The organism is Zobellella taiwanensis, assembly GCF_003012795.1.
In the GTDB taxonomy this organism is placed as follows: Bacteria; Pseudomonadota; Gammaproteobacteria; order Enterobacterales; family Aeromonadaceae; genus Oceanimonas; species Oceanimonas taiwanensis.
Window position 1 is genome coordinate 1 of sequence record NZ_PXYH01000034.1, and the last position, 21,252, is coordinate 21,252.

17 protein-coding genes and 1 pseudogene are annotated in these 21,252 nt (G+C 63.7%); 9 read left to right on the forward strand and 9 right to left on the reverse strand.

What is annotated here, in order from left to right:
- Window positions 1-295: pseudogene (locus C7I36_RS16385) on the reverse strand (hypothetical protein); the annotation flags it as partial.
- A gap of 195 nt (window positions 296-490) precedes the next feature.
- Window positions 491-1,891, reverse strand: coding sequence for a MocR-like ectoine utilization transcription factor EhuR (gene ehuR / locus C7I36_RS16390; RefSeq protein WP_181256417.1), 1,401 nt, complete (start codon window positions 1,889-1,891; stop codon window positions 491-493).
- Window positions 1,892-2,361: 470 nt separating this feature from the next.
- On the opposite strand from ehuR, the gene C7I36_RS16395 reads away from it, so the two are divergent.
- From C7I36_RS16395 to C7I36_RS16415, 5 genes are all read left to right on the forward strand, one after another.
- Complete coding sequence (locus tag C7I36_RS16395) at window positions 2,362-2,841, forward strand: Lrp/AsnC family transcriptional regulator (protein WP_106454755.1); 480 nt, start codon at window positions 2,362-2,364, stop codon at window positions 2,839-2,841.
- A 229-nt stretch (window positions 2,842-3,070) separates the two neighbouring features.
- Window positions 3,071-4,588 (forward strand): NAD-dependent succinate-semialdehyde dehydrogenase, encoded by a 1,518-nt coding sequence (locus C7I36_RS16400; protein WP_106454767.1) that lies wholly within the window; start codon window positions 3,071-3,073, stop codon window positions 4,586-4,588.
- A gap of 56 nt (window positions 4,589-4,644) precedes the next feature.
- Complete coding sequence (locus tag C7I36_RS16405) at window positions 4,645-6,051, forward strand: aspartate aminotransferase family protein (RefSeq protein ID WP_106454756.1); 1,407 nt, start codon at window positions 4,645-4,647, stop codon at window positions 6,049-6,051.
- A gap of 102 nt (window positions 6,052-6,153) precedes the next feature.
- Window positions 6,154-7,146, forward strand: coding sequence for a hydroxyectoine utilization dehydratase EutB (gene eutB, locus C7I36_RS16410; protein ID WP_106454757.1), 993 nt, complete (start codon window positions 6,154-6,156; stop codon window positions 7,144-7,146).
- A gap of 38 nt (window positions 7,147-7,184) precedes the next feature.
- On the forward strand, window positions 7,185-8,129 hold the full coding sequence (locus C7I36_RS16415; RefSeq protein ID WP_106454768.1) for a cyclodeaminase: 945 nt from the start codon (window positions 7,185-7,187) through the stop codon (window positions 8,127-8,129).
- Between the two features lie 65 nt (window positions 8,130-8,194).
- On the opposite strand, the gene lysS is transcribed toward C7I36_RS16415, so the two are convergent.
- Together lysS and prfB are read right to left on the reverse strand one after the other, a co-directional pair.
- On the reverse strand, window positions 8,195-9,679 hold the full coding sequence (gene lysS / locus C7I36_RS16420; RefSeq protein ID WP_181256419.1) for a lysine--tRNA ligase: 1,485 nt from the start codon (window positions 9,677-9,679) through the stop codon (window positions 8,195-8,197).
- Between the two features lie 248 nt (window positions 9,680-9,927).
- Window positions 9,928-11,026 (reverse strand): peptide chain release factor 2 gene (gene prfB / locus C7I36_RS16425; protein WP_106454758.1). Its coding sequence is split into 2 segments (ribosomal slippage): window positions 9,928-10,950 and window positions 10,952-11,026, totalling 1,098 coding nucleotides; the frame shifts between segments, so codons are not numbered across the junction.
- 199 nt (window positions 11,027-11,225) lie between these two features.
- On the opposite strand from prfB, the gene C7I36_RS16430 reads away from it, so the two are divergent.
- Window positions 11,226-13,103, forward strand: a complete 1,878-nt coding sequence (locus tag C7I36_RS16430) for a methyl-accepting chemotaxis protein (protein WP_106454759.1) — start codon at window positions 11,226-11,228, stop codon at window positions 13,101-13,103.
- A gap of 59 nt (window positions 13,104-13,162) precedes the next feature.
- Here C7I36_RS16430 and recJ read toward each other — a convergent pair whose 3' ends face one another.
- The gene (gene recJ / locus C7I36_RS16435; protein ID WP_425445052.1) at window positions 13,163-14,902 is read right to left on the reverse strand and encodes a single-stranded-DNA-specific exonuclease RecJ; all 1,740 of its coding nucleotides are present in this window, start codon (window positions 14,900-14,902) and stop codon (window positions 13,163-13,165) included.
- Window positions 14,903-15,227: 325 nt separating this feature from the next.
- Complete coding sequence (gene xerD, locus C7I36_RS16440) at window positions 15,228-16,115, reverse strand: site-specific tyrosine recombinase XerD (protein WP_094038539.1); 888 nt, start codon at window positions 16,113-16,115, stop codon at window positions 15,228-15,230.
- Between the two features lie 75 nt (window positions 16,116-16,190).
- On the opposite strand from xerD, the gene fldB reads away from it, so the two are divergent.
- Complete coding sequence (gene fldB / locus C7I36_RS16445; protein WP_106454761.1) at window positions 16,191-16,706, forward strand: flavodoxin FldB; 516 nt, start codon at window positions 16,191-16,193, stop codon at window positions 16,704-16,706.
- A 75-nt stretch (window positions 16,707-16,781) separates the two neighbouring features.
- On the opposite strand, the gene C7I36_RS16450 is transcribed toward fldB, so the two are convergent.
- From C7I36_RS16450 to C7I36_RS16460, 3 genes are all read right to left on the reverse strand, one after another.
- Window positions 16,782-17,156, reverse strand: a complete 375-nt coding sequence (locus C7I36_RS16450; protein ID WP_106454762.1) for a DUF6746 family protein — start codon at window positions 17,154-17,156, stop codon at window positions 16,782-16,784.
- A 192-nt stretch (window positions 17,157-17,348) separates the two neighbouring features.
- Window positions 17,349-18,653, reverse strand: coding sequence for a branched-chain amino acid transport system II carrier protein (brnQ, locus tag C7I36_RS16455; RefSeq protein WP_106454763.1), 1,305 nt, complete (start codon window positions 18,651-18,653; stop codon window positions 17,349-17,351).
- Window positions 18,654-18,818: 165 nt separating this feature from the next.
- Window positions 18,819-19,526 carry a tRNA1(Val) (adenine(37)-N6)-methyltransferase gene (locus C7I36_RS16460; protein ID WP_106454764.1) on the reverse strand — a complete coding sequence of 236 codons (708 nt, stop codon included), beginning with the start codon at window positions 19,524-19,526 and terminating at the stop codon, window positions 18,819-18,821.
- 69 nt (window positions 19,527-19,595) lie between these two features.
- Here C7I36_RS16460 and srmB point away from each other — a divergent pair, with 69 nt between their 5' ends.
- Both srmB and C7I36_RS17485 read left to right on the forward strand, forming a co-directional pair.
- On the forward strand, window positions 19,596-20,891 hold the full coding sequence (gene srmB, locus C7I36_RS16465) for an ATP-dependent RNA helicase SrmB (protein WP_106454765.1): 1,296 nt from the start codon (window positions 19,596-19,598) through the stop codon (window positions 20,889-20,891).
- Between the two features lie 83 nt (window positions 20,892-20,974).
- Window positions 20,975-21,127, forward strand: a complete 153-nt coding sequence (locus tag C7I36_RS17485; protein WP_181256420.1) for a hypothetical protein — start codon at window positions 20,975-20,977, stop codon at window positions 21,125-21,127.
- The last annotated feature ends 125 nt before the right edge of the window (window positions 21,128-21,252 follow it).

Consider the following 21,252-nt stretch of genomic DNA (forward strand, 5'->3'; position numbering starts at 1 on the left):
CGGGGATCAGGCTGCCGGTAAAGCCCGGAGACTGGTCGACGAACTGCAGCAGCCCGGCCTGGGCCTGCTCCATGACGTCGACCGACTCGCCGAGGGTGCCGAAGGGGTAGATTTGTACCTTGTGGTCGGAGTTGGCCTCGATGACTTCCTTGAACTTGGTGGCATAGACGCCCTGGACCTCGGACAGGCTTTCCTCGATGGCGTATTTCCAGTTGGCGGCGCCGGCCTGGGCGGACGTCAGGGCCAGGGCGGCCAGTGACAGGGTGGTGGTCAGGCGCGGTAATGTCTTGCTCATGTCAGTAATCCTTCTGCTGGTTGATTCCACATTGACGAAATTGACGGACAGTGCCGGTGGCAATTGACGGTGGCTAAACCTCCCTTTTGATGCTTTTGCGTTAACACTTGCATTACATTTATGCTAACCGGATTGCTCCGGCCGTTTTTTTCGTGTCGTGAGCCATGGTGTTGCGACTTCTTCTGTAATTGTCCCTCACAACAGAAAATGTGTGGGCGGCGGAGGCGCATTGAGCATGTCCGCCAGCAATTGCAGGCCATGCCCTACCCGCTGGCGGCGGCTCTCCACTCCCAGGCTGATGCGCACCCGGCCCAGCCGGGTTTCCGGCTCTACCACAAAGGGCTGGTAGCCGGTGATCAGCATGTTCGCCTGGCGCGCCGAGGCCACCAGTTGATCCGCCTGCCAGCCCTCCGGCAGGCGCAGCCACAGGTGCATCCCGAAGGGATGACAATCGTATTCAAACCCCGACAGCCGTTCCCGGGCCAGTTGCTGGCGGGCGGCGAACTCCTGTTGCTGGAAAGCCACCAGCCGGACCAGGGTGCCGTTATCCATCCAACGACTGGCCACCTCAAAGCCCAGCGGCGTCGCCATCCAGCTCGAACTGGCCAGCCGCGCGACGCAATGCTGCATCAGGTGGCGGGGCGGCACCATAAAGCCGCAACGCAGCCCCGGGGCCACCACTTTGGTCAGGCTGGTGACATAAAACGACTGCTCAGGCAACAGGCTGGACAGGGGCGGCTGGCGTTCGGGCTCCAGCGCACCATACACATCGTCCTCGATCACCATCAGATGGTAGCGGCGCGCCAGCTCTGCGATGGCTTGCCGGCGTTCGGCACCCATATGACTGCTGCCGGGATTGCTCATGCTGGGCGTACAGCACAGCACCCTTATCTTGCGACGCCGGCAGGCCTCCTCCAGCGCCTCGGGAATAATCCCTTCCCGGTCGACGGGCAATCCCAGCAACCGGGTGTGGAGCATGCGCGAACGGGCAATCAGGCCATGGTCCACCAGCTCTTCGCAGGCAATCCAGTCACCGGGTTGCAACACCGCCTCCAGCGCCAGGGTCAGCCCCTGGGACGCTCCGTTGCACAGCAATATCCGCTCCGGCTCCACCGGCATTTTCTGGTATTCCAGCCAGCGCGCTGCCGCCTCCAGGTGGGGCCTCAGCCCCTGCACCGGACGCATGGCACGGATCAGGGCCTCGTTGTGCCCCTCGCCTATCTGCACCAGGGTCTCGCCAAACAGGCGGGACAACTCGGGCGTGCACACCGGATGGGCGATGGACAAATCGATGGCCTTGCCGTCCAGTTCGGTGTCGTCGGCCAGCATCAGCTCGGTTTCCTTGTCCGCCCCGTATTCGCTGACAAAGGTGCCGCTACCGACCCTGGCCTTGATGACGCCCTGCTTTTCCGCATGGGCATAGGCATTGCTGACCGTCTGCACGCTGACCTTCAACTGCTCGGCCAGTTCCCTGTGGGTAGGCAGGCGGGTGCCGGAGGGCAGCTCGCCCCGGGCGATGGCTTCCTCCAGCGCCTCGGCGATGGCCAGGTACTTGGGAATACCGGTTTTCAGTAACGGCTCAAGATTGATTGTCATAGCTCAATATAATAATTGACACCCACGAATACACTGATGTGTACTAGCTAACGAAATAACATACTAGGACAATAGATCTGGATGATCCAGTTTTTGGATGATTGTCATGATGGCAGCAGCGGCTTGTCCGCCAGCCTGGAAGGGACCATCCGGATTGATGAGGTTACACGCGTGGACACACTGCATTTCTCCCCGGCGCCCCAGTCGCCGCCCGGCCAAACAGGCCCTTTCCCAACCGATCGCTGAGGGGCGGCTGCCTGGTGCCATCATGCCGGCGCAGCCGCCAGCCCGTTTCCCGGCCCTGCCGGAGACCACAGCAAACCAAGATAAGTACTTGAGCAAAAAGGGCTGCTGGTTGTCATCTACGGCCTTTTGTATACTCAGACAAGAACGGATGCCACCAGCCCGCCCAACCCAGGGGTGCGGCACTGAAGAGCACGACACCGACACAGCAACAAGCAGGAAGCCCCATGCGTCTGGATCGCTACGACATCAAAATTTTGCAAATCCTGCACCAGCAGGGCCGCATCACCAAATCCGGCCTGGCCGAGGCCATCAGCCTCTCGGTCAGCCCCTGCTGGGAGCGGGTCAAACGGCTGGAGGACGCCGGCATCATCCAGGGCTACGGCGCCCGCATCAACACCGAAGTGCTGTTCAGGCGCTCGCCGGTGCTGGTGGAGGTCAGCCTCAAGCAGCACAGCGCCGAAGCCTTCAGCCGCTTCGAGCAGGCCATGCTGCAGTGCGACCAGGTAGTGGACTGCTACGCCACCGGCGGCGGCGTCGACTATGTCCTCAAGGTGATGTGCGACGGCATCGACCAGTACCAGCGGCTGATCGACAGCTGGCTCACCTCCGGGCTCGGCATAGAGCGCTACTTCACCTATATCGTCACCAAGACCATCAAGCAGCAGCAGCCCAGGCTGGAATTCGCGGCGGAATACAAGGAGTAGGACTGAAGACCGGGGACGGGCAAAGTCCCCAGTCCCCAGTCCCCAGTCCCCAGTCCCCAGTCCCCAGTCCCAGCTTTTCCCTCCCTCCAGAAAAAAACAATTTTTTAACCTCGGTTATCAGAAAAATCGCCCCGCCAACGCCGGGGCAACAAAAAGTATCTCCCCGCCATCGCTCCTAGAATGACCTCATAGCAACAACCTGTACCCAAACAACGAATTGGTGGTGTTTATGAGCCTTATCCTCAAGCAGGTATCCGACAGCAAGGTCACCGAAGCCATGATGCCCTATCTCAAGGATCCCCGGCTGGTTCGCGAACTGGCCTATGTCAACGGCAAATGGGTCAACGGCAACGACGATCTGGCCGTGATCAACCCGGCCACCGACGACATCATCGGTCACTGCACCCAGCTGCAGCCGCTGCAGGTCAGCCAGGCCATCGACGCCGCCGAACGCGCCTTCCCCGCCTGGCGGGCACTGCTGGCCGACGAGCGCGCCGCCATCCTGATGCGCTGGCACGATCTCATCCTCGACAACAAGGAAGACCTGGCGGTACTGATGGTGCTGGAGCAGGGCAAGAGCCTGAGTGATGCCCGCGGCGAAATCGACTACGGTGCCTCCTTTATCCGCTGGTTCGCGGAAGAGGCCCGCCGCGCCTACGGCGAGACCATCCCCAGCCATATTCCCAACGCCCAGCTGGCCACCCTGCGCGAGCCCATCGGCGTGGCGGCGTTGATCACGCCCTGGAACTTCCCCAGCGCCATGATCACCCGCAAGGCGGCGGCGGCCCTGGCCATCGGCTGCACCGTGCTGGTCAAGCCGGCCAACGAAACCCCCTTCTCCGCCCTGGCGCTGGCCGAGCTGGCCGAGCGCGCCGGCTTTCCGGCCGGGGTTTATAACGTCATTCCCGGCGACGGCGCCGAGGTGTGCGGCGTGCTGTGCCGCTCCGACAAGGTCAAGGCGCTGTCCTTCACCGGCTCGACCCGGGTCGGCAAGCTGCTGCTGGAGCAGGCCGCGGCCACCGTCAAGAAGTGCTCCATGGAGCTCGGCGGCAACGCCCCCTTCATCGTGCTGCCGGACATGGACATCAGCGCCGCCGCCAAGGCCGCCGTGGACGCCAAGTTCCAGACCGCCGGGCAGGACTGCCTGGCCGCCAACCGTATTTTTGTGCCGCGCGACAAGTATGAGGCCTTCCTAACCGCCTTCGCCGCCGAAATGGCCACCATCAAGGTAGGCAACGGCTTTGATGACGGCGTGACCATGGGCCCGCTGATCTTCCGCCAGGCGGTGGACAAGGCCCAGGCCATCGTCGACGACGCCCTCGCCAAGGGCGCCCGGCTGATTGCCGGCGACCAGCGCCAGGCGCCGGGCGAGAACTTCTTTATGCCCACCCTGCTGGCCGACGTCACTCCCGACATGAAGGTGTTCCGTGAGGAGAACTTCTGTCCGGTGGCCGGGGTGCTGCCCTACGACAGCATCGACGAGCTGATCCCCCTGGCCAACGACACCGAATACGGCCTGGCCGCCTATGTGTACGGCCACGACATCCGCCATATCTGGCAGCTGATGCGCGGCCTGGAGTTTGGCATGGTATCGGTCAACTCGGTGAAGATGACCGGCCACCCCATCCCCTTCGGCGGGGTCAAGCAATCCGGCCTGGGCCGTGAGGGCAGCCGTCATGGCTTCGATGAATACAGCCAGATCAAATATTACTGCCTGGGGGCCTTGCCCACCGTCAGCGGCAGCTGAACTCGGCAGATGGAACAACATAGCCACTTTACGTACTGATTACAGGAGTATTTAACATGACCATAGATACCAAAAAGCTGCTCGAAATCGACCGCAACACCGTGTTCCACGCTTCCACCCACCTGAAGCAGTACGCTCAGGGTGAAGTGGGCGGCCGCATCATCACCGGCGCCCAGGGCATTCGCATCCAGGACTCCGAAGGCGTGGAGCTGATCGACGCCTTCGCCGGCCTGTACTGCGTGAACATCGGCTACGGCCGCACCGAAATGGCCGAGGCCATCTACGAGCAGGCCAAGAAGCTGGCCTACTACCACACCTATGTGGGCCACACCAACGAGGCGCTGATCGAGCTGTCCGACCGCATCATCAAGATGGCCCCCGCCGGCATGAGCAAGGTGTACTACGGCATGTCCGGCAGCGACGCCAACGAGACCCAGCTCAAGCTGGTGTGGTACTACAACAACGCCCGCGGCCTGCCCCAGAAGAAAAAGGTGATCTCCCGGGATCGGGGCTACCACGGCTCCAGCATCGCCTCCGGCTCCATGACCGGTCTGCCGCTGTTCCATGCCCACTTCGATCTGCCGCTGGAGCGCATCAAGCACACCATAGCGCCGGTCTACTACCGTCGCCCCGATGACAACATGAGCGAGCTGGAGTTCTCCAGGTACTGCGCCGCCAAGCTGGAAGAGATGATCCTGGCCGAGGGTCCGGATACCGTTGCCGCCATGATCGGCGAGCCGGTGCTGGGTACCGGCGGTATCGTGCCGCCGCCCGAGGGCTACTGGACCGAGATCCGCAAGGTGCTCGACAAGTACGACATTCTGCTGATTGCCGACGAAGTGGTGTGTGGTTTCGGTCGCCTGGGCGCCGATTTCGGCTCCCTCTACTACGACATGAAGCCGGATCTGATGACCGTGGCCAAGGGCCTGACCTCCGCCTATCAGCCGCTGTCCGGCGTGATCGTGGGCGAAAAGGTATGGAGCGTACTGGAGCAGGGTACCGATCAGTGGGGCGCCATCGGCCACGGCTACACCTATTCCGGCCACCCCATGGGTGCCGCTTCCGCCCTGTGCAACCTGGACATCATTGAGCGCGAAGGACTGGTGGCCAACGCCCGTGACGTGGGTGCCTACCTGCAGCAACGCATGCAGGACACCTTTGCCGAGCACCCGCTGGTGGGCGAAAGCCGCGGCGTGGGCCTGCTGCACGCCCTGGAATTCTCCAGCAACAAGGCCAGGCGCGAGCACTTCGATCCCAACCTCAAGGTGGGCCCGCAGATCGCCGCCGCCTGTCTGGAGCAGGGCCTGATCGCCCGCGCCATGCCCCACGGCGACATCCTGGGCTTTGCCCCGCCGCTGGTGGTCACCAAGGGCGAGGTGGATGACATTGTTGAGCGTACCCTGCGGGCGGTGAACAAGGTCACCGACAAGCTGGTCCGCAGCGGTGAGTGGAACGCCAAGTAAATAGACGAAAGCCGGAAGCTTTCAGCTTTCAGCAAATATCACTCAGCCAGGTTCGCCCGCCGAACCTGGCTTTTGCGGTCATCACCACCAGAGAGGCAAAGGATGCCAGCAACGGATGTACTCCCCGACCTGTCGCGGATCTATCGGGCCCGGCAGGCACTGCAAGGCCAGGTGGCGCGCACGCCCCTGATCCGCTCCGAGACCCTGTCGCGCCGCTTCGCCTGCGAGGCCTGGCTCAAGCTCGAAACCCTCCAGCCCATCGGCGCCTTCAAGCTGCGCGGCGCCACCTTCGCCATGAGCCGGCTCGGCCCGGAACAGCGCCAGGCCGGCGTGGTCACCTGCTCCACCGGCAACCACGGCCGTGCCATCGCCTATGCCGGCCAGCGGCTCGGCATTCACACCCTGATCTGCATGTCCCGGCTGGTCCCGGCCAACAAGGTCGAGGCCATCCGGGCCCTGGGCGCCGAAGTGCGCATTATCGGCAATTCCCAGGACGAGGCCGAGGTGGAAGCCCTGCGCCTGGTCGAAGAGCAGGGCATGGTCTACCTGCCGCCCTTCGATCACCCGGACATCATCACCGGCCAGGGCACCATCGGCCTGGAGATCCTGGAGGACCTGCCGACCGTCGACACCGTCTTCGCCGGCCTGTCCGGGGGCGGCCTGGTGGGCGGCATCGGCATCGCCATCAAGGGCATCAAGCCCAGGGTGGAGCTGGTCGGCGTCACCATGGACAGGGGCGCGGCCATGGTGGCCAGCCTGGAGGCGGGCCAGCCGGTGCAGGTGACCGAATACGAATCCTTCGCCGACAGCCTGGGCGGCGGTATCGGCCTGCACAACCGCTACAGCTTCGAGGCGGTGCGCCGGCACATGGACAGGGCCTACCTGGTCAGCGAAGCCGCCATCGCCAGCGCCATGGTGCACTTCGTCGAGCACGAGAAGATGCTGGTGGAAGGCGCCGCCGTGGTGGGCGTGGCCGCCATCGAGCAGCACAGCCTGGACGTGCGCGGCAAGCAGGTGGTGTTCGTGGTCAGCGGCCACAACGTGGCGCTGGACACCTTCGACCGGGCCCGGGCGCTGGCGGCGGCATCGCGCTGACCGACACCCCATCAGGACATTCCGCTTTGGAGCAAAACATGAAGATTTATCATAAAGCGCAAATCACCGAGGTCACCGGCCTGACCGACGACGCCCTGGCGGCGGTGGAAGCCGGTTTCGCCGCCCTGGGCCGGGGCGAGGTCACCATGCCGCCGGTGCTCAGCATGAACATCGGCGAGAGCAACGGCGAGGTGGACGTCAAGACCGCCCATATCCGCGGCCAGGAGCGGTTCGCCCTCAAGATAAGCTCCGGCTTTTTCAACAACCCCAAACTTGGCCTGCCCAGCCTCAACGGCCTGATGATACTGTTTTCGGCCAAAACCGGGGTGGTGGACTCGGTGCTGTTCGACGAAGGCTATCTCACCGACATCCGCACCGCCCTGGCCGGCGCCATCGCCGCCAAATACCTGTCGCGGCCAGACAGCGGCTCGGTGGCGGTGATCGGCGCCGGCCTGCAGGCCGAACTGCAGGTCGCGGCCCTGAGCCTGGTGCGCCCGATACGGGAAGTACATGTGTTCGCCCGCAACACCGACAGCATGCTCGTCTACCAGGACACCATGGCGCACCAATACGGCCTGCCGGTGACCCTGCACCAGAGCGCGGCTTCCGCCTGCGCCCGGGCCGACATCGTCGTGACCACCACGCCGGCCTCCAGCCCGGTGCTGCACTGGGCCGACCTACGCCCCGGCACCCACGTGACCGCCATGGGCTCGGACAACGGCCACAAGCACGAGCTGGAGCCGGCGATACTGGCCAACGCCGACGCCCTGGTGGTGGACAGGCGCAGCCAGTCGGAGACCATCGGCGAGCTGCACCACTTCCCCGATCCCTTTACCAAGCCGGTGTTTGAGCTGGGCCAGGTGATTGCCGAGGGGCTTGGCCTGCGCACCGCTCCCGAGCAGATCACCGTCTGCGACCTGAGCGGCACCGGGGTCCAGGACACCGCCATCGCCAACTACACCGCTGCCCGCCTGGGTGGCTGAGCCATCCCAGAAACGAAAAAGCCGGTCGGTGACCGGCTTGGAACTCTCCTGGAAACCACCCGAATTTAGCGCTGTGGGCGCAGGGTCGGGAACAGGATGACGTCGCGGATGGTGTGGGAGTCGGTCAGCAGCATCACCAGGCGGTCGATGCCGATGCCCTGGCCGGCGGTGGGCGGCAGGCCGTGCTCCAGGGCGGTGACGTAGTCCTCGTCGTAGAACATGGCTTCGTCGTCACCCGCTTCCTTCTGCTCCACCTGATCGCGGAAACGCTGGGCCTGATCCTCGGCGTCGTTCAGCTCGGAGAAGCCGTTGGCGATTTCGCGGCCGCCGATAAAGAACTCGAAGCGATCGGTGATGCTCGGGTCGTTGTCGTTGCGGCGCGCCAGCGGGGACACTTCCGCCGGGTACTCGGTGATGAAGGTCGGCTGGATCAGGCGGTGCTCGGCGGTCTCCTCGAAGATCTCGGTGATCACCCGGCCCAGGCCCCAGGACTTCTCGACCTTGATCTTGAGATCCTTGGCCACTTCGCAGGCGCCGTCATAGGTGGCCAGCTGCTCCAGGGTCACCTCGGGGTTGTACTTGAGGATGGCGTCCTTCATGCTCAGGCGCGCGAAGGGCTTGCCGAAGTCGAACACTTCCTCGCCGTATTTCACCTCGGCGGTGCCCAGTACCTGGGTCGCCACGGTGCGCAGCATCTCTTCGGTGAAGTCCATCAGGTCGCGGTAGTCGGCGTAGGCCCAGTAGAACTCCATCATGGTGAACTCGGGGTTGTGGCGCGGCGACAGGCCTTCGTTGCGGAAGTTGCGGTTGATCTCGAACACCTTCTCGAAACCGCCCACCACCAGCCGCTTAAGGTACAGCTCGGGGGCGATGCGCAGGTACATGTCCAGATCCAGCGCATTGTGGTGGGTGATGAAGGGGCGGGCCGAGGCGCCGCCGGGGATCACCTGCATCATGGGGGTTTCCACTTCCATAAAGCCGTGGCTGTTCATGAACTGGCGGATGGCCGCCATCACCTGGGAGCGCACCTGGAAGGTGCGGCGGGAGTCTTCGTTGGTGATCAGATCCAGGTAGCGCTGGCGGTAGCGGGTTTCCTGATCCGAGAGGCCGTGGAACTTCTCGGGCAGGGGACGCAGCGCCTTGGTGAGCAGCTTGAATTCATCCAGGTTGACGTAGAGATCGCCCTTGCCGGACTTGTGCAGCACCCCCTTGACCCCGATGATGTCGCCGATGTCCAGGCCGCCGTACTGATCCTTGATGATCTGCTGGGCTTCCTTGGTGGCGTAGGCCTGGATGCGGCCGGACATGTCCTGCAGGGCCAGGAAGGGGCCGCGCTTGGCCATGATGCGGCCGGCCACGGACACCACCTTGCCCAGGGCTTCGAGGGCGTCCTTGTCGTGCTCGCCGAATTCGGCCTGCAGATCGCCGGCCAGGTGTTCGCGGCGGAAGTCGTTGGGGTGCGCGTTGGCCGGGCAGTCCTTGCGGATCTGCTCGAGCTTGGCACGGCGCTCGGCAATGAGTTTGTTCTCGTCTTGTAGCTGCTCTGTCATGATTAAGCCTTGTTTGAATCTTGTTTTGAGCCCTTCTGCCCGCCAGGGCCGGGGGCAGCCACGCCAACACGCAGCATATTAATGCCACCTTCGCGGTTGGCCCGCTGCGAATGTCCACCGGGCATTCGGTCGGGCCAACCGCTTGGTACACGCGAGCTCTCGCTCGCCCATCTATGCTCGACGATGGCATCCCCGCCATCGACGGTTGGCTTAGGCTGCCCCCGCCCCGGCTGACCGGTTCCGGGGAATTACAGCCCGGACTTGAGGCTGGCTTCGATAAACTTGTCCAGGTCGCCATCCAGCACCGACTGGGTGTTGCGGGTTTCAACCCCGGTGCGCAAGTCCTTGATGCGGGCGTCGTCCAGCACGTAGGAGCGGATCTGGCTGCCCCAGCCGATGTCGGACTTGCTGTCTTCCAGCGCCTGCTTCTCGGCGTTCTGCTTCTGCAGCTCCAGCTCGTACAGCTTGGCCTTCAGCTGCTTCATCGCCTGATCCCGGTTCTTGTGCTGGGAGCGGTCGTTCTGGCACTGCACCACTATGCCGGTGGGCTCGTGGGTAATGCGCACCGCCGAGTCGGTTCTGTTGACGTGCTGGCCGCCGGCGCCGGAAGCGCGGTAGGTGTCGACCCGCAGATCCGCCGGGTTGATTTCGATCTCGATATCTTCATCGATCTCGGGGTACACGAAGGCGGAGCAGAAGGAGGTGTGGCGACGGCCGCCGGAGTCGAACGGCGACTTGCGCACCAGCCGGTGCACGCCGGATTCGGTACGCAGCCAGCCGTAGGCGTATTCGCCGCTGAACTTGACGGTGGCGGACTTGATGCCGGCCACTTCGCCTTCCGACAGTTCGATGATCTCGGTCTTGAAGCCGCGGGCCTCGCCCCAGCGCAGGTACATGCGCAGCACCATGTTGCACCAGTCCTGGGCCTCGGTGCCGCCGGAGCCGGCCTGCAGATCCAGGTAGCAGTCGGAGCCGTCCTGTTCGCCGGAGAACATGCGGCGGAATTCCAGATCCGCCAGTTTCTTTTCCAACACGTCCAGCTCGGCCTTGGATTCCTCGAAAGTGTCTTCGTCTTCTTCTTCCACCGCCAGCTCGACCAGGCCACCGATATCCTCTATGCCCTGATCCAGTTCTTCCAGGGTGCCGACCACCCCTTCCAGGGTGGACCTTTCCTTACCCAGTGCCTGGGCGCGCTCGGGCTGGTTCCATACATCCGGCTGTTCCAGCTCGGCGTTTACCTCTTCCAGACGCTCTTTCTTGGCATCGTAGTCAAAGGTACCCCCTAAGGAGCTGTGCCCGTTCAGACAGCTCCTTGAGTTTGTTGTACACAGGGTTTACTTCAAACATGGCTCGACAGACTCTCTGTTGTGCTGAGTGAGTGTGTTTGGCGGCTCGCCAAAATCAGGCCGGCCATTCTACCGAAAGCCGGGCCCAAACGCAGCAGGGCGCGGCCAGATTTCAAGCATAGCGCGGCATTAAGTTTCGATTAATCTTTTTGCAACAGGTGCCGATATAATGGGAAACCTCCCACATCAGAATTAAAAAAGTGAAAAACCTTAAATTAAAGCACAAGATTCTGTTAAGTTTTGTCGCTGCCATTGTGATCACCGTGCTGGTGATCAGCGGGCTCAGTTTCCGGGACATGAAGGGCCAGCTGTACCACGACAGCGAGGTACTGGTATCCGGCCTGGCCGAAAAGGAAGCCGCCAAGGTGGCCGAGTGGCTGGGCAGCCGCCATGCGATGCTGGGCGCCGCCGCCAGGCACCTGGAAGGCAACCCCCTGCCGGCGCTGCAGTTGATTGAAGAGGCCGGTGATTTTCAGCTTGGCTACTATGGCACCGCGGAAGGCGTGATGCACGACGCCCAGCCCCGGGATCGTTCCGGCTACGACCCCCGCCTCCGTCCCTGGTATCAGCAGGCCCAACGGGCCAACACCGCCATTGTCACTCCCCCCTACATGGATGTGACCTATGGCGTTATGGTCGTCACCCTGGCCCAGCCGGTGCAGCAAAACGGCCGCCTGGCCGGGGTGATCGGCGGCGACGTTTCCATCGCCAGCCTGGTTGAAGACATCAACGCCATCCGCCTGCCGGCTGACGGCTATGCCATGATGCTCGACAACAACGGCACCCTGATCGTCCACCAGGATGAGTCCCTGGTGCTGCAGCCGGCCACCCGGATAGACCAGAATCTGTCTGCGGACAACCTCAATCGCTGGCGCCAGTCCGCCCTGCTGAGCCCGGTGAACCTGGCGGACCAGGACAAGCTGGTGTATGCCCAGCCGGTACCGGGCAGCGACTGGCAATTGCTGTTCGTGCTCGACCGGGCCGCCCTGGAAGCGCCGCTTGCCACCCTGCTGTGGCAACAGCTGGGCCTGGCGACCCTGGTCATTATCACCGCCGTGGTGCTGATCGGTCTGCTGGTACAATTCCTGCTGGCGCCTCTGGTCAAGGTGTCCCGGGCACTCGCCCAGATCGCCGACGGCCAGGGCGACCTGACCCAGCGTATCGAGTTGCACGGCCGTGACGAAGTGGGCCTGCTGGCCGCCAACTTCAACCGCTTTGTCGGCAGCCAGGCGGAGTTGATCCGCCAGATCCGCAGCCAGGCCGAACACCTGGGCGGCAGCGCCGAACAGGCGGCGGTACGCGCCAACCAGACCGTCACCGAACTGGGCCGGGCGCAGCAGGAAGTCACCATGGTGGCCACGGCGGTGACCGAAATGGCCTCCGCCACCCAGGAGATCGCCCACAACGCCGAACAAACCGCCACCGCCGCCCAGCAGTCGTCCGGCAGTACCGAGCAGGGCAAGCAACTGGTACACAAGACGCGCGATTCCATCCAGGCCCTGGCCCGGGAAATGGAGCAGGCGGCCGACGTGGTGTCCCGGCTGGATCAGCATGCCCACGACATTTCCAGCGTGCTGGCCACCATCCAGGCCATCGCCGAGCAAACCAACCTGCTGGCGCTCAACGCCGCCATCGAGGCGGCTCGGGCCGGCGAGCAGGGCCGCGGTTTCGCGGTAGTGGCCGACGAGGTGCGGGTGCTGTCCCAGCGTACCCACAACGCCACTCAGGAGATCCAGGAAACCATCGCCACCCTGCAGCAGGCCGCCTCCCAGGCGGTGGCGCTGATGGGCTCCAGCAAGGACCTGGCCGGCCTGAGTGTGGAAGATGCCGAGGCCGCCGCCCAGGCGCTGGCGGAGATCACCACGGCGGTGGGGCTGATTTCGGACATGGCCAGCCAGATCGCCACGGCGGCGGAGGAGCAGAGCCAGGTCACCGGGGAGATCACCCAGAACACCACCGCCATCAAAGACGTGGCCGACGAACTGGCCGAGGATGCGACCCAGTCCCTGGCCCAGTCCCGGGAACTGCACAAGCAGGCGGACGAGCTCAAGGGTCTGGTCAGCGCCTTTACCCTCTGATCCTGGCGGAATAACGCAAAAGGGCCCTCGCGGGCCCTTTTGCTGTCTGCCGCACTTTGCTACAGCGGCGCCAGCTGCTCCACCAGCAATTGCAGCTGGCGCCGCCCCTTCCATTCGTTCACGTCCAGCTTGTACACCAGTTCCACCTGCTGGATGGCGGCGTTGGGCCAAGTGGCCAGATCCACGTTGAAGGCGATGGCGTCGAACAGGGTGCGCCCCTGGTCCGGACTCAGCACCAGCTTGAGGTGCTTCTCGCCCACCAGCCGCTGCTGGATGATGCGGAACTCGCCGTCGAACAGCGGCTCGGGAAAGGCCTGGCCCCAGGGGCCGGCGAAGCGCAGTTGCTCGGCCAGCTCCAGGGTCAGCTCATGGACCGCCAGTTCGCCGTCGGTGAGGATGTCCCCGGCCAGCAGCTCGGGGCTGACCCAGTCGTCCACCATCCGCTCGAAGGCGTCCTTGAACGGGGCCAGCGCCGCCTTGGTCAACGACAGCCCCGCCGCCATGGCGTGGCCGCCGAACTTGGTGATCAGGCCCGGATGGCGGCTGTTGATGGCCTCCAGCAAATCCCGCAGGTGCACCCCGGGAATGGAGCGGCCCGAGCCCTTGAGTTCGTCCTCGCCCGCCTCGGCGAAGGCGATCACCGGGCGGAAGTAGCGTTCCTTGATGCGTGAGGCCACCAGTCCCACCACCCCCTGGTGCCAGTCGTCCTGGTGCAGCACCAGGCCGGCGGGCAGCGCGCCGTCGTCGATACGCACCCGGGCCAGGCTGGCCAGGGCCTCCTGCTGCATGCTGGCCTCGATGGCCTTGCGCTCCCGGTTGAGTTCGTCCATCAGCGCCGCCAGCCGGCGGGCCTCGTCCAGGTTGTCGCTGAGCAGGCAGGCCACCCCCATCGACATGTCGTCGAGCCGGCCCACGGCATTGAGCCGGGGACCCAGGGCGAAGCCCAGATCCGAGGCGGTCAGCCGGGCCTGGCTGCGGCCGGAGATGTCGATCAACGCCTGGATGCCGGGCCGCACCCGGCCGGCGCGCATGCGCTGCAGGCCCTGGTGCACCAGCACCCGGTTGTTGCCGTCCAGGGCCACCACGTCCGCCACGGTGCCGAGCGCCACCAGATCCAGGTAGTCCGCCATGTTGGGCGCCGCTATCCCCCGTTGCTCGAACCAGCCCTGCTCGCCCAGGGCCGAACGCAGCGCCAGCAGCAGGTAGAAGGCCACCCCCACCCCGGCCAGGTTCTTGGAAGGAAAGTCGCAGCCGTGCTGGTTGGGGTTGACGATGGCGTCCGCCTCGGGCGTCTCCTCGCCGGGCAGGTGGTGATCGGTGACGATCACCTGCATGCCCGCCGCCCTGGCCGCCGCCACCCCACTGATGCTGGAAATGCCATTGTCCACGGTGATCAGCAGTTCGGCGCCCAGGGCCGCCGCCTCGTCCACCACCTGGGGGCTCAGGCCGTAGCCGTAGTCGAAGCGGTTGGGCACCAGGTAGCCGACCCGCCGCGCGCCCATGGCGCGCAGGCCGTGCACCATCAGCGCCGAGCTGGTGGCGCCGTCGCAGTCGAAATCGCCCACTATCAGTATGCTGCGCTGCTGCTCCAGAGCCTCGGCCAGCAGCCGCACCGCCTCGGCCATGCCCTTGAAGCCGGGCTTGAGCAGGGCCCCGGCCTGCAGGTTGAGCTGCTCGGGTTGCACCAGGCCACGGCTGGCATAGAGCCGCTGCAGCAGCGGGGAAAGCTCGGCGGGCAACCGATGGGGCACGACTTCACGCCGGCGGATGGGCAATCGGGAACGGACGGACATGGGCAAGACTTGTTTTTAAACGGGCCGACCACACTAACCGCGCCGGGGGGAATTTGCAACGACCCGCCGTAGACAGAGCCGGAAGCGATAACTGACTCTTAGTCACAAGTCCGACTGTCTGATTCAGCGCAGAGAAGAGGCAGCAGGGCTACCTCCGCCGACACGCCGCAAGTACATCCATGTAGGCTCGCACATGCCATCCCTGGCATGTGACGGTCGGCGGAGGCCATCCCTGTTGCCTCCTCCCAGCCCCGGCGCTGCCTGAAGGTGGTGCCAACAGGCGGCTGCGAGGCGATAGAGAGGGCAAAGGGCACAGCTCCGCCGCAGGCGGTTATCCCCTGGGATGATGCTGCTCGTGCAGGACGCTGAGCCGGTGGTTGGCCACATGGGTGTAGATCTGAGTGGTGGACAGGTCCGAGTGGCCCAGCAGCAGCTGCACCACCCGCAGGTCGGCGCCGTGGTTGAGCAGGTGGGTAGCGAAGGCGTGGCGCAGGGTGTGGGGCGACAGCTCCATGGTGATGCCGGCGCGCAGGGCATAATGCTTGATGCGGTGCCAGAAGGTCTGGCGGGTCATCTGCCGGGCCCGGCGCGAGGGGAACACCACGTCCGACGGCTGCTCGCCCAACAGCACCGGCCGCGCCTCCTTGAGATAGCGGGTCAGCCAGTACAGCGCCTCCTCCCCCATGGGCACCAGCCGCTCCTTGTTGCCCTTGCCGGTCACCCGCACCAGGCCCTGGCGCAGGCTGACGCTCTCCATCGACAGGCTCACCAGCTCGCTCACCCGCAGGCCGGTGGCGTAGAGCAGCTCCAGCATGGCCTTGTCGCGCAGCTCCAGGGGGTCGCCCACCTCCGGCGCCTGCAGCAGACGGGACACCTGCTGCTCGCTCAAATCCTTGGGCAAGCGTTTGGGCAGCTTGGGGCCGGCGATCAGCACGCTGGGATCGTCGGCGCGCAACTGCTCCCGGTGAAGGTACTGGAAGAAGCGGCGCAGCACACTCAGCATGCGCGCCGTGCTGCTGGCCTTAAAGCCCAGATCCAGCCGGTGCGCCAGGTACTGCTGAAGGGTGAGGCCGTCCACCGCCAGCAGGCTGCCCCCCTCACCGTCCAGCCAGGCGGCGAAGTGGGTCAGATCGCTGCGGTAGGAGGCCAGGGTGTTGTCCGACAGCCCCTTCTCCAGCCAGAGGGCGTCGACAAATTGTTCCACCAGGGGATGGCTCATGCTTACTCCGGGCTCTGCCCTGTACGCGGGCTTCTGTTATGATAGGGCCACTCTTTGCTGACACGACCCTATGCCATGAATATCGGTCTCTTTTACGGCTCCACCACCTGCTATACCGAGATGGCCGCCGAGAAAATCCGCGACCAGCTCGGCGCCGAGCTGGTCGATCTGCATAATATCAAGGATGTGCCGCTCAAGCGCGCCGAAGACTATCCCATTCTGATCTTCGGCATCTCCACCTGGGATTTCGGCGAGTTGCAGGAAGACTGGGAATCCCACTGGGACGAGGTGGACGAGCTGGATCTGGACGGCCGGGTGGTGGCGCTGTTCGGCATGGGCGATCAGCTCGGCTACGGCGAATGGTTCCAGGACGCCCTCGGCCTGCTGCACGACAAGGTGGCCGCCCGCGGCGCCACCCTGGTCGGCTACTGGCCCAACCAGGGCTACGAGTTCGAGGCCTCCAGGGCGCTCACCGACGACGGCCATTACTTTGTCGGCCTGTCTCTGGATGAGGCCAACCAGTACGACGACACCGATGCCCGCATCCAGGCCTGGGTGGCCCAGATCCTGGAAGAAATCGCGGCTCTGTGAGCCGCCGTTACCCGCGCTCCGTCCGCGGGTAACGCCTCTTCATCTTTTATTCCACGTCCTGCCTCAGACCTCCGTTCAGGGGATCAGGGTGCGGGATACCGCCAGATAGGCCTCGCCCCTGTCCTTGACCCGCTGCGGCTGGCTGCTCTCGGAGGCGACATGCACCTCCTCCAGGGTCTGTGCCAGAGCTGCGGTTTCTTCATTGATTTTGGCCAGGGCGTTTTCCAGGGTGTAGGTGAGCTGGTGCACCTCGCTCAGGGCCGCCGGTGTCAGCTCTCCCGCCAGCAGTTCGGCCAGCCTGGCGTTGTACTCGGAGAAGTTGGTCACCGCCTGCTCCAGGGTCTCGGCAGGCTCTCCCTGGTAATGGTCCGGGCGCGTCTCGGCCTGAACATGGGCCGCCAACAGCAGGGTCAGGGCGGAAAAAAGGGACAGCGGAAGGGATTTCATCATGGTTTCCTCGCGGTTGAGTGGAAAGTCCCCACCAAGCTAAATCAAATGATAACCATTATCAACTCTATCCGCATGATACTTGATCGGGATCAAGCGACGACTTTTCCGACCTATTGTCCTGCCTTGCTTGCCAAAGCAAAAGGGGCGGCTCTATGCCGCCCCTTGGGAACCTGGGTTTTAACCCTCGCCGACTCAGGCCATGGCCTGCTGGCGCAGCTTGCCGCCAACCAGGCCGACCAGGGCCGCCAGGGCAGTGGGCAGCACCCAGGCCATGCCGACGCCAAACAGCGGCAGGAAGCTGAACAGGCTCATGTTCAGGCCGGCGGCCTGCAGGCCATCGAGCAGGCCAAACACAAAGGACACGGCGATAATCAGGCGGAAGGCGAACACCGGCGACTTCATCAGCGGCCGCAGGTAGGTGGCCAGCACCAGGGCGATCGCTACCGGATAGAGCGCCACCAGGATCGGGATGGACACGCTGATCAGGGTATTCAGGCCGACGTTGGCCACCAGCATGCAGGCCAGGGCAATCAGCACCACCCAGCCCCGGTAATGGCCCTTGCCGGTCAGGTTATGGAAATAATCGGCACAGGACGAAATCAGTCCCACCGCTGTGGTCAGGCAGGCCAGGGTGACGATACCCGCCAGTATCCACAGGCCGGGAGTGCCGAACAGGGCCAATACATAGGCGCTGATGATCTCGCCGCCATTGCTGGCGGACTCCACCACGCCCAGGCTGGTGCCGCCCAGAATAAACAGGGAGATATACACAAAGCTCAGGCCGGCAGCGGCAATCAGCGCCGCCATGGTCAGATAACGTGACTGAGTGCGGGTATCGGTCACGCCCTTCTTGCGCAGCACATCCAGGATCAGAATGGCAAACAGCAGGGACGCGAAGGTGTCCATGGTGTTATAGCCTTCGATAAAGCCCTTGACGAAGGGCTGGCTCAGGTAGGCCTCGGCCACCTCGGGCTGGGTACCCTGGGGATTGACGAAGACGGCGATGGCCAGGATCACCAGCAGCAGCAGCAAAACCGGCGTCAGCAGTTTGCCCACCGCCTCCAGCAGTCTGCCCTGGCTGAGGGACAGCAGCAGCGCCACGCCGAAAAAGACGATGGTATACAGGGTCAGGGCACCCTGGCCCGGGTTGTCGAGGAAGGGCTTGATGCCCATCTCGAAGGCCACCAGGCCGGTACGGGGAGCGGCAAAGGCCGGGCCTATGATAATAAAGATGGCGCTGCCCATGACCGCCACCACCAGGGGAGGCAGGTAGCGGCCCATTACCGGCAGACCGCCACCGGCCAGGGCGGCGGCCACCAGCCCGGCCAGGGGCAGACCCACGGCGGTGATCAAAAAGCCGAACATGGCACTGCCCATATTTTCGCCGGCCAGGAAACCGGCCAGGGGCGGAAATATGATGTTGCCGGCACCAAGAAAAAAGGCAAAGGTCATGAATCCCAGACCCATGACGTCATAGGTGGATAAGGTTTTTTTCACAGCTAACCTCACTGCGGCTGTCCGCAAAACGGGTGGTATCGTTTGGAAACGAATGACGGTATCAATACGACGTGCTGCCGGTGATGAGTTGTAAAATACTAAAAACCGGCAGTCTTCGAGCTTGCCAGTAGCATAATGATGTGAAAATTAACTTCAAGGCGAAATTTACAACTTCAAATAGAAGGGCGACACCATGCCTTTATATCTTTCGCCATATTCATTTTTATTAGTATTAATGACAATTTCACCGACATTTAAACAGGATTTAATACTGGAAAACTGCATTAAAAAACGACCAGACTCTTTACCCTCCCGAGTGATCACCTCCTGTCTTTCGAGCAGATGAAAGCCGTTTGAGTCGGCCTGCTTTAGTGCTTCATCCCGCGCCTGCCAGGGAAGAACCAGGCATATTCTGCCATCTGCACTGAGCAAACGTTTTCCATGAGAGAAAAGCTCGGCAAGGGTCAGGCTGCCGGTATGGCGGGCGCTGGCCCGGGCTTGGCTGGCAAAGGACTGGCCATGGCCGAAATAGGGCGGGTTGGACACGATAAGATCGAAAGGATCGCCCTCGAATGCCTGCAAACGGCCGCGCACTACCTCGACCCGCTCCGGCCAGGGCGAGGCGGCCACGTTCTCCGCCGCCTGCACGGCCGCATCCGGGTCCGGCTCCAGCCCCGTGATGCGCACCCCGGGCTCGCCGCGCTGGGCCAGCATCAGCGCCACCAGGCCCGAGCCGGTGCCCACGTCCAGGATACGGCGGGCCTGCCCCAGGGGCGCCCAGGCGCCGAGCAGGATACCGTCGGTGCCGACCTTCATCCCGCACCGGTCGTGTTCGACATGAAATTGCTTGAAGCTGAAGCCACTGCTCGCCATGGGATACCATCGGGTTTTTTGGTTGAGTTTCGCCTATAATACCCGCCTTTTAGGCTGACGAGATCGATCATGAGCAGTATGACCTTCGAGCAACTGGAACTGGATCCCATTCTGGTCCGCGCCCTGGCACGCATGGGCTATGCCAGACCCACCACCATTCAGAGCCAGGTCATCCCCGAAGCCATGAGCGGACGGGACATCATGGCCTCCGCCCCCACCGGTACCGGCAAGACCGCCGCCTTCCTGCTGCCCGCCTGCCAGCATTTGCTGGACTTTCCCAGGCGCCAGGCCGGCCCGGCCCGGGTGCTGATCCTCACCCCGACCCGGGAGCTGGCCAAACAGGTTGCCGACGACGCCAAGGCGCTGCTCAAGGAAACCGGCCTGCGGGTCGAAACCATCACGGGGGGCATAGACGCCGAAAAACACCTGCCCGCCCTGACCAAGACCACCGACATAGTGGTGGCCACCCCGGGCCGGCTGCTGCAATACATCGAAGAAGAATCCTTCGACAGCCGGGACATCGAAATGCTGATCCTGGATGAAGCCGACCGCATGCTCGACATGGGCTTTATCGGGGATGTGGACCGTATCGCCGCCGAGGCCCGATGGCGCCGCCAGACCATGCTGTTTTCCGCCACCCTGGAAGGCCGAGGCCTGATGAAGTTCGCCGCCGATATCCTCAAGGAGCCGGTGGAGCTGTCCGCCGAGCCGCCCCGCAGCGAACGCAAGAAGATTAACCAGTGGTTGCACCTGGCGGATAACCCCGAGCACAAGTTCGCCCTGCTGGTCCACCTGCTGCGCCAGCCGGACGTGACCCGCAGCATTGTCTTCGTAAAAACCCGGGAGCGACTGATGGAACTGGCCAGCCGGCTGCAGCAGGAAGGGCTGGACAACGCCTGGCTGCGCGGCGAAATGGATCAGGACAAGCGCTTCGAGGCGCTGCGCCGCTTTCGCAACGGCAAGGTCAATATCCTGGTGGCCACCGACGTGGCGGCCCGGGGCATCGATCTGCCCGAAGTCAGCCACGTGATCAACTTTGACATGCCGCGCACCGCCGACGTCTACGTGCACCGCATCGGCCGCACCGGCCGGGCCGGGCGCAAGGGCACCGCCATCAGCCTGGTGGAAGCCCACGACATGCCGATGGTGGTGAAGGTTGAGCGCTACACCGACCAGAAGCTCAAGCGCCGGGTGATCGATGAGCTGCGCCCCAGACACAAGGAAGCGGCCGTGACCTCGCGCAAGAAAAAGGAAACGGACAGCCGTTCCGCCAAGGCCGAGGCCCCCAAGAAGAAAAAGCGGCTGCGCGATCAGAAGGCCAAGGGCCAGCCCCGCTGGCTGAAAGAAAAACAGCCACAAAAGTAAAGGCTCACTACGCCTGATGCCGCCCTGGACTATGCTTGAACAAGGAGACACAGGCGGTTCGATGCAACCCCGGGAGCAGCCTTATGAGTGATTATCAGGGTCCTGAACGGCGCCGGGAACAACGCCGCCGTATCGTCGACCGGCGGACGCTGATCCGTTGGGAGCCCGACAAGCGGGATCGCCGCCGGGGCGGCGGCCGGCGCGAAAACGACGAAATCCGGCCCCGCTGGCTTTAGCATATCGAGTAGGGTGAGGCGTTACCGCCTCATCCCTCTCACAGAACCGTACATACGGGCCACGTATACGGCTCATGCCATTAACTTACCCCGAACTCGGGGACAGTGATGCCGGTTTTGACCTT

Coding starts and splice junctions, on each gene's coding strand:
- ehuR (WP_181256417.1), bottom strand. CDS start 1,891: ATGACAATCAATCTTGAGCCGTTACTGAAAACCGGTATTCCCAAGTAC.
- C7I36_RS16395 (WP_106454755.1), top strand. CDS start 2,362: ATGCGTCTGGATCGCTACGACATCAAAATTTTGCAAATCCTGCACCAG.
- C7I36_RS16400 (WP_106454767.1), top strand. CDS start 3,071: ATGAGCCTTATCCTCAAGCAGGTATCCGACAGCAAGGTCACCGAAGCC.
- C7I36_RS16405 (WP_106454756.1), top strand. CDS start 4,645: ATGACCATAGATACCAAAAAGCTGCTCGAAATCGACCGCAACACCGTG.
- eutB (WP_106454757.1), top strand. CDS start 6,154: ATGCCAGCAACGGATGTACTCCCCGACCTGTCGCGGATCTATCGGGCC.
- C7I36_RS16415 (WP_106454768.1), top strand. CDS start 7,185: ATGAAGATTTATCATAAAGCGCAAATCACCGAGGTCACCGGCCTGACC.
- lysS (WP_181256419.1), bottom strand. CDS start 9,679: ATGACAGAGCAGCTACAAGACGAGAACAAACTCATTGCCGAGCGCCGT.
- xerD (WP_094038539.1), bottom strand. CDS start 16,115: ATGAGCCATCCCCTGGTGGAACAATTTGTCGACGCCCTCTGGCTGGAG.
- fldB (WP_106454761.1), top strand. CDS start 16,191: ATGAATATCGGTCTCTTTTACGGCTCCACCACCTGCTATACCGAGATG.
- C7I36_RS16450 (WP_106454762.1), bottom strand. CDS start 17,156: ATGATGAAATCCCTTCCGCTGTCCCTTTTTTCCGCCCTGACCCTGCTG.
- C7I36_RS16460 (WP_106454764.1), bottom strand. CDS start 19,526: ATGGCGAGCAGTGGCTTCAGCTTCAAGCAATTTCATGTCGAACACGAC.
- srmB (WP_106454765.1), top strand. CDS start 19,596: ATGAGCAGTATGACCTTCGAGCAACTGGAACTGGATCCCATTCTGGTC.
- C7I36_RS17485 (WP_181256420.1), top strand. CDS start 20,975: ATGAGTGATTATCAGGGTCCTGAACGGCGCCGGGAACAACGCCGCCGT.